The organism is Flavobacterium sp., from assembly GCF_044348915.1.
Lineage (GTDB): Bacteria > Bacteroidota > Bacteroidia > Flavobacteriales > Flavobacteriaceae > Flavobacterium.
In genome coordinates this window covers 1-5,649 of sequence record NZ_JBIKRX010000126.1, presented here as the reverse complement: position 1 = coordinate 5,649, position 5,649 = coordinate 1, and the positions used below count along the sequence as shown (strand labels likewise).

The following is a 5,649-nucleotide window of genomic DNA, read 5'->3' as shown; positions in this document are numbered from 1 at the left end:
TGCATCTTCCTTAAATCGCTTGTTAAATGTTATTGAATTCACACCTATAAATTTCTCCCTTGTACTCATTTGACAAAGGTAATACTATTTTCGTTTTTGGGCGGCCTAAACGCCTATACCTATTAATTTAATAATAATAAAGTATTCAGTATTAAGACTAAAAAATAATTAAAATGAAAAAAATTGGAATATTGTTCGGAATGGAAGATACTTTTCCGCAAGCATTTATCGACAGAGTAAACTCAAAAAATGAAAAAGGCATTATCGCCGAAGCAGTAACTATTGATAAAGTGGTACAAAATAAGGATGGAGAATATGCGGTAATTATTGATCGAATTTCGCAGGACGTTCCCTTTTATAGAGCTTACTTAAAAAATGCCGCTTTAACAGGAACCAACGTGATAAACAATCCATTTTGGTGGAGTGCTGACGATAAATTTTTCAATAATTCATTAGCAGATACACTTGGAGTACCATTACCAAATACAGTGATTTTACCGTCGGCTGAACATCCGACAGATACTACAGGAAAATCGTTTCGAAACTTAAAATATCCGATGGATTGGGAAGGAATTTTTGATTACATAGGTTTTCCAGCTTATATGAAACCGTACGCCGGTGGTGGTTGGAAAAATGTGTATCGATTGGAAAACAAAGAAGAATTTTGGGAAAAACATCTAGAAACGGGTCAATTGGTTATGATGTTGCAGGAAGAAATTGTCTTTACTGAATATTTCCGTGTGTATTGTTTGGGTTGCAAGGATGTTCATATTATGCAATACGAACCAAGAAATCCGCATCATTTGCGCTATGTGATTGATGGACCGCCTGTTTCGAAAGTACTTTTAGCTAAAGTGAAAGACTATACTTTAAGACTTTGCAAAGGCTTAGGTTATGATTTTAATACCGTTGAATTTGCTGTTCGTGATGGAATTCCTTACGCTATCGATTTTGGAAATCCAGCACCCGATGCTGAAATCACCTCGGTTGGAGCCGATAATTTCGAATGGGTGGTAGAACACGCTGCCAAAATGGCCATTGCCGCTGCCAAAAAACAGAAACCAGGAAAAATCAATTTGACATGGGGAACCTTTATCAAGGATGCTGTGACTGGTAAATAATAATATAATTTAGATATGAAAAAGCTACCTGTTTTCACACTTGGAGTCGAAGAAGAATACCAAATTATTGATCCTGAATCTCGTGATTTGCGTTCACATTTATCTAAGATTGTTGATGGTGCCAAAATAATTTTGAACGAACAAGTCAAAGCCGAAATGCACCAATCGGTGGTCGAAGTTGGAACGGTTATTTGCAAGAATGTTCAAGAAGCTGAAGCCGAATTAAAATCTTTGCGAACTGCGATCGTAGGTTTGGCAGAAAAACAAGGCTTGATTGTTGGGGGTGCAGGAACTCATCCGTTTTCAAAATGGCAAGATCAACCTATCACAGACGACCCTCGATATCACAATATTATAAACGAAATGCAAGATGCTGCCCGATCGAATTTGATATTCGGAATGCATTGCCACGTGGGTATCAAAAACCGAGAAATTGGTTTGCAATTGATGAATCAAGCAACTTATTTTTTGCCTCATATTTTTGCCATTTCAACAAATTCGCCTTTTTGGGAAGGACGAAACACAGGCTATAAATCCTTCAGAACAAAAGTCTTTGATAAATTTCCTAGAACCGGTTTACCTGAATATTTTGACTCTGTTTCTTCTTATGATGATTATTTAGATACTTTGGTAAAAACCAATTGTATTGACAATCCGAAAAAGATTTGGTGGGATTTACGTTTGCATCCATTTTATGATACCATTGAATTTCGCATCTGTGATATGAGTTTGACTGTTGACGAAACAATGTGTATTGTAGCCATAATTCAAGCTATTGTGGCTAAATTATACAAATTATCAATGCATAATATGAGCTTCAACATTTATCGATTGGCCTTGATTAGAGAAAATAAATTTAGGGCTGCTCGCTATGGAATTGATGGACACATGATCGATTTTGGCTTGCATAAGGAAGTGGAAACCAAAATGCTTATTGTAGAACTACTGGAATTTATTGATGATGTGGTAGATGAATTGGGAAGCCGAGATAAAATTAATTATGTCTATGAAATTATGAAAAATGGAACTGGTGCTGACAAACAATTGAAAGTTTTCGAAGAAACTAATGATTTATCAAAAGTTGTAGATTTCATAACAACTGAGTTCACAAAAGGACTTTAATTGCGTATTTGTTAAAATTTTCCGCATAAATCGGCATTTCGATTGACATTGCTATTGAAAAAGGTATCTTTGCACAAAATTTATAATTTTCACAATAATGAATAATAACACCTTAAAAATAGCGGTTTTAGATATGTACGATGGCACACCTAATCAAGGTATGCGCTGCATCATAGATATTGTCAATCGCTTCAGTCATATAGTAAGCTACCAGATTTTTGATGTAAGAGGAAAATCAGAATTACCAGACATCAAAAATTTTGATATTTATATATCGACTGGAGGGCCTGGAAATCCTTTGATTGGAGATGGTGATTGGGACATGAAATATTACGCTTTTATTGATGAATTGACAAAATGGAACATTGAAAATGTGGTAAAAAAACATGTCTTATTCATTTGTCATTCGTTTCAAATGGCTTGCAAACACTTTGGTTTAGCCGAAATAACAAAAAGACACGACACCTCTTTTGGTGTGATGACCGTTCATAAAACAAAAGACGGACTAACAGACCAACTTTTTGAAGGCCTTGCAGATCCTTTTTACGCCATTGATTCCAGAGATTATCAGGTTGTACAACCAAAATTAAGTGTGTTTACAAAAAAAGGCGCTAAAATAATTTCTTTGGAAAAAATAAGAGATCACGTTAAATATGAACGAGCAATAATGGCGGTTCGCTTTTCAGATTATTTCATTGGAACGCAATTTCATCCAGAAGCCGATCCGATTAGTTTTGTAGCCAATTTGAGAAACAAAGAATCCAAGGAGAAAATCAAGAAAATGAAAGGTAATACCAAATTCAGGAATATGCTTGAAGATATTTTGGATGATGATAAAATCTATCGTACCAATGAAACTTTAATTCCAAATTTCCTCCGAATAGCAATTAATGACTTAATGAAAACAAAAAAAATGCTGTCCAACTAAATGTATAATGTATATAGTATTTTCGTATAAAGTAATTTACGATTTACAATTTTACATTACACAATATACAATTTTAGGGAAATGATTGACCAATACAGACAACTTTTTAATTCGCAATTTACTGATAAAAAATATCAGGAATTTAAGGAGGATATCGCTTCAGATTTTGATTATGAGCCTACTTTTCGAATGGGAGAAACTCCCTTTTTTATTTCAAATGAATTAAAAGCACAAATTTTAGAAGGTTGTAACGAGGTTATACAATTCATTCAAAAGAAAGACTTTAAAGAATTGACCAATAAATCTTTAGAGTTAAATAAAAAAGTGCCAAATGAAGATGAACACACCACTTTTCTGGCTATCGATTTTGGAATATGCGAAGAAAATGGAGTTGTAATTCCAAAACTTATCGAGGTTCAAGGTTTTCCTTCATTATTCAATTACCAAGTTAAATTATACGAGAAATTCAAAAATCATTATCCCTTTTTATCGGATTTAACACCCTTCATCAACGACATTTCTATAGAAGAATATTACCAAATTTTGGATGAAGTTATCTGCAATAACCATCCAAAAGAAAATGTGATTCTGCTAGAAATTGAGCCAGAAAAACAAAATACAAAAATCGATTTTTACTATTGCCGAAGAGATCTTGGCATTCCGATAGTTTGCGTTACTGAAATAATCAAGAAAGGTACTAAACTCTTTTACAAAAATCAAAGCGGCGAAGAAATCCTTGTGAAACGCATTTATAATCGAGTGATTTTTGACGAATTGGATTTACGAACCGATCTGAAACTCAATTTTCAATTCACAGATGAGCTTGATGTCGAATGGGCGGGACATCCCAACTGGTTTTTCAGAATTAGCAAGTTTATTTTACCAATGCTAAAAGGAAAATACTTCATAGAAACGACTTTGTTAAGTGACTTGACTGAAATTCCAGAAGACTTAGGAAACTATGTTTTGAAACCTTTATTTTCTTTTTCAGGTTCAGGCGTCATTTTCAACGTTAAAAAAGAAGATGTAGAAGCCGTAGTTGAAAAAGAATTATACATCCTTCAGAAAAAAGTAAATTACATCCCTATTTTGCAATCACCTGATGGGAAAGTAAAAGTCGAAGTCCGTGTTCTTTGCGTTTGGAAAAAAGGCGATGCTGCTCCTACTCTACTGTGCAACTTGGCGAGAATGAGCCGTGGCGAAATGATTGGCGTGAAATTCAATAAGGATAAAGATTGGGTTGGCGGGACTTTTGCGCTGTTTGAGAGGTAGTGAAATTAAACTAGTTCTTTTCCGTCTTAACATTCACATAAAAATCATTATACACTTCTAGTTTCAAAAAATTGGATTTTTCTGGCAGATTAGTCCATTCTGCTTGAGGCTTTATCCATTGTTCTTTTCCGTTAACGGATACTTTTACAGGCATATTGAAACCTGGAACACAATTCGTCCAGCGGTATTCTAGGTTGTTGCCCTGAACTTTATATTCGAAAGTTGGGATTCTAATATCTCTTAAATATTGATCAAAAAACGGTTTTAAATCGATTCCAATTTGTTGACTTAAATAATCTTCAATTTGTTTGGTGGTAACGGTTTGGTGGTAAAAAGTGCTATTCAAACCTCTTAAAATTGTTCTCCATTTCTCGTCATTGTTCAGGATTTGTCTTAATGTGTGCAGCATATTTCCACCTTTTGGGTACATATCGCTAGAACCCTCATTGTTTACATTGTATTGCCCAATAATGGGTTGGTCATTTTTTATTCCTTTTCTAGTCCCTCTAACATATTCAGCACCAGCATCTTTTCCGTAATAATATTCGACAAAAAGACTTTCAGAATAATTGGTAAAACTTTCGTGAATCCACATATCCGCAATGTCTTTATAGGTGATGTTATTAGCAAACCATTCGTGTCCTGACTCATGAATGATAATAAAATCGAATTTTAATCCCCAACCCGTTCCGCTCAAATCTCGACCTAGATATCCGTTTTTAAAGCCATTCCCGTACGTAACACTGCTTTGATGTTCCATTCCTAAATAGGGAGCTTCAACAAGCTTGTAACTGTCTTTGTAAAAAGGATAGGGTCCAAACCAATGTTCGAAAGATTTCAACATTCTTGGTACATCTTGAAAGTGGATTGTGGCTTTTTCTAAATTATCCCTCAATACATAATAATCACAATCCAAATCGCCCTTTTCTCCTTTGAAAACTTCTGAAAAGGAAACATAATCACCGATGTTTATATTCACGCCATAATTATTGATAGGATTGGAAACGTACCAATTGAAAGTTCTGGTGCCATCCTTCATATCAGTTACACTTTGCAAACGACCATTGGAAACATCTGTCAAATTCTTGGGGACATTTACGCTGATGAGCATATCATCGACCTCGTCGTACATATGGTCTTTGTTGGGCCACCAAACACTAGCTCCCAATCCTTGACAACTCGAAGCGATAAATGGCTTGCCATTCT

General features: G+C 34.9%; 5 protein-coding genes. 4 read left to right on the top strand and 1 reads right to left on the bottom strand.

All coding sequences use genetic code 11. The features are described 5' to 3' along the window. Positions 1-173: 173 nt before the first annotated feature. From ACIQ1E_RS13600 to ACIQ1E_RS13585, 4 genes are all read left to right on the top strand, one after another. Entirely contained in the window at positions 174-1,121 is a 948-nt protein-coding gene (locus tag ACIQ1E_RS13600; RefSeq protein WP_396171862.1) for a RimK family alpha-L-glutamate ligase, read from the top strand. Positions 1,122-1,136: 15 nt separating this feature from the next. Further along, entirely contained in the window at positions 1,137-2,243 is a 1,107-nt protein-coding gene (locus ACIQ1E_RS13595) for a carboxylate-amine ligase (RefSeq protein ID WP_396171860.1), read from the top strand. Between the two features lie 97 nt (positions 2,244-2,340). After that, a complete protein-coding gene (locus ACIQ1E_RS13590) occupies positions 2,341-3,171 on the top strand; it encodes a type 1 glutamine amidotransferase (RefSeq protein ID WP_396171858.1) in 831 nt (276 codons plus the stop codon). Between the two features lie 81 nt (positions 3,172-3,252). Then, positions 3,253-4,443, top strand: a complete 1,191-nt coding sequence (locus tag ACIQ1E_RS13585; RefSeq protein ID WP_396171857.1) for a hypothetical protein — start codon at positions 3,253-3,255, stop codon at positions 4,441-4,443. Positions 4,444-4,453: 10 nt separating this feature from the next. On the opposite strand, the gene ACIQ1E_RS13580 is transcribed toward ACIQ1E_RS13585, so the two are convergent. Further along, a partial coding sequence (locus ACIQ1E_RS13580) for a M1 family metallopeptidase (RefSeq protein WP_396171855.1) occupies positions 4,454-5,649 on the bottom strand: 1,196 nt, incomplete at its 5' end.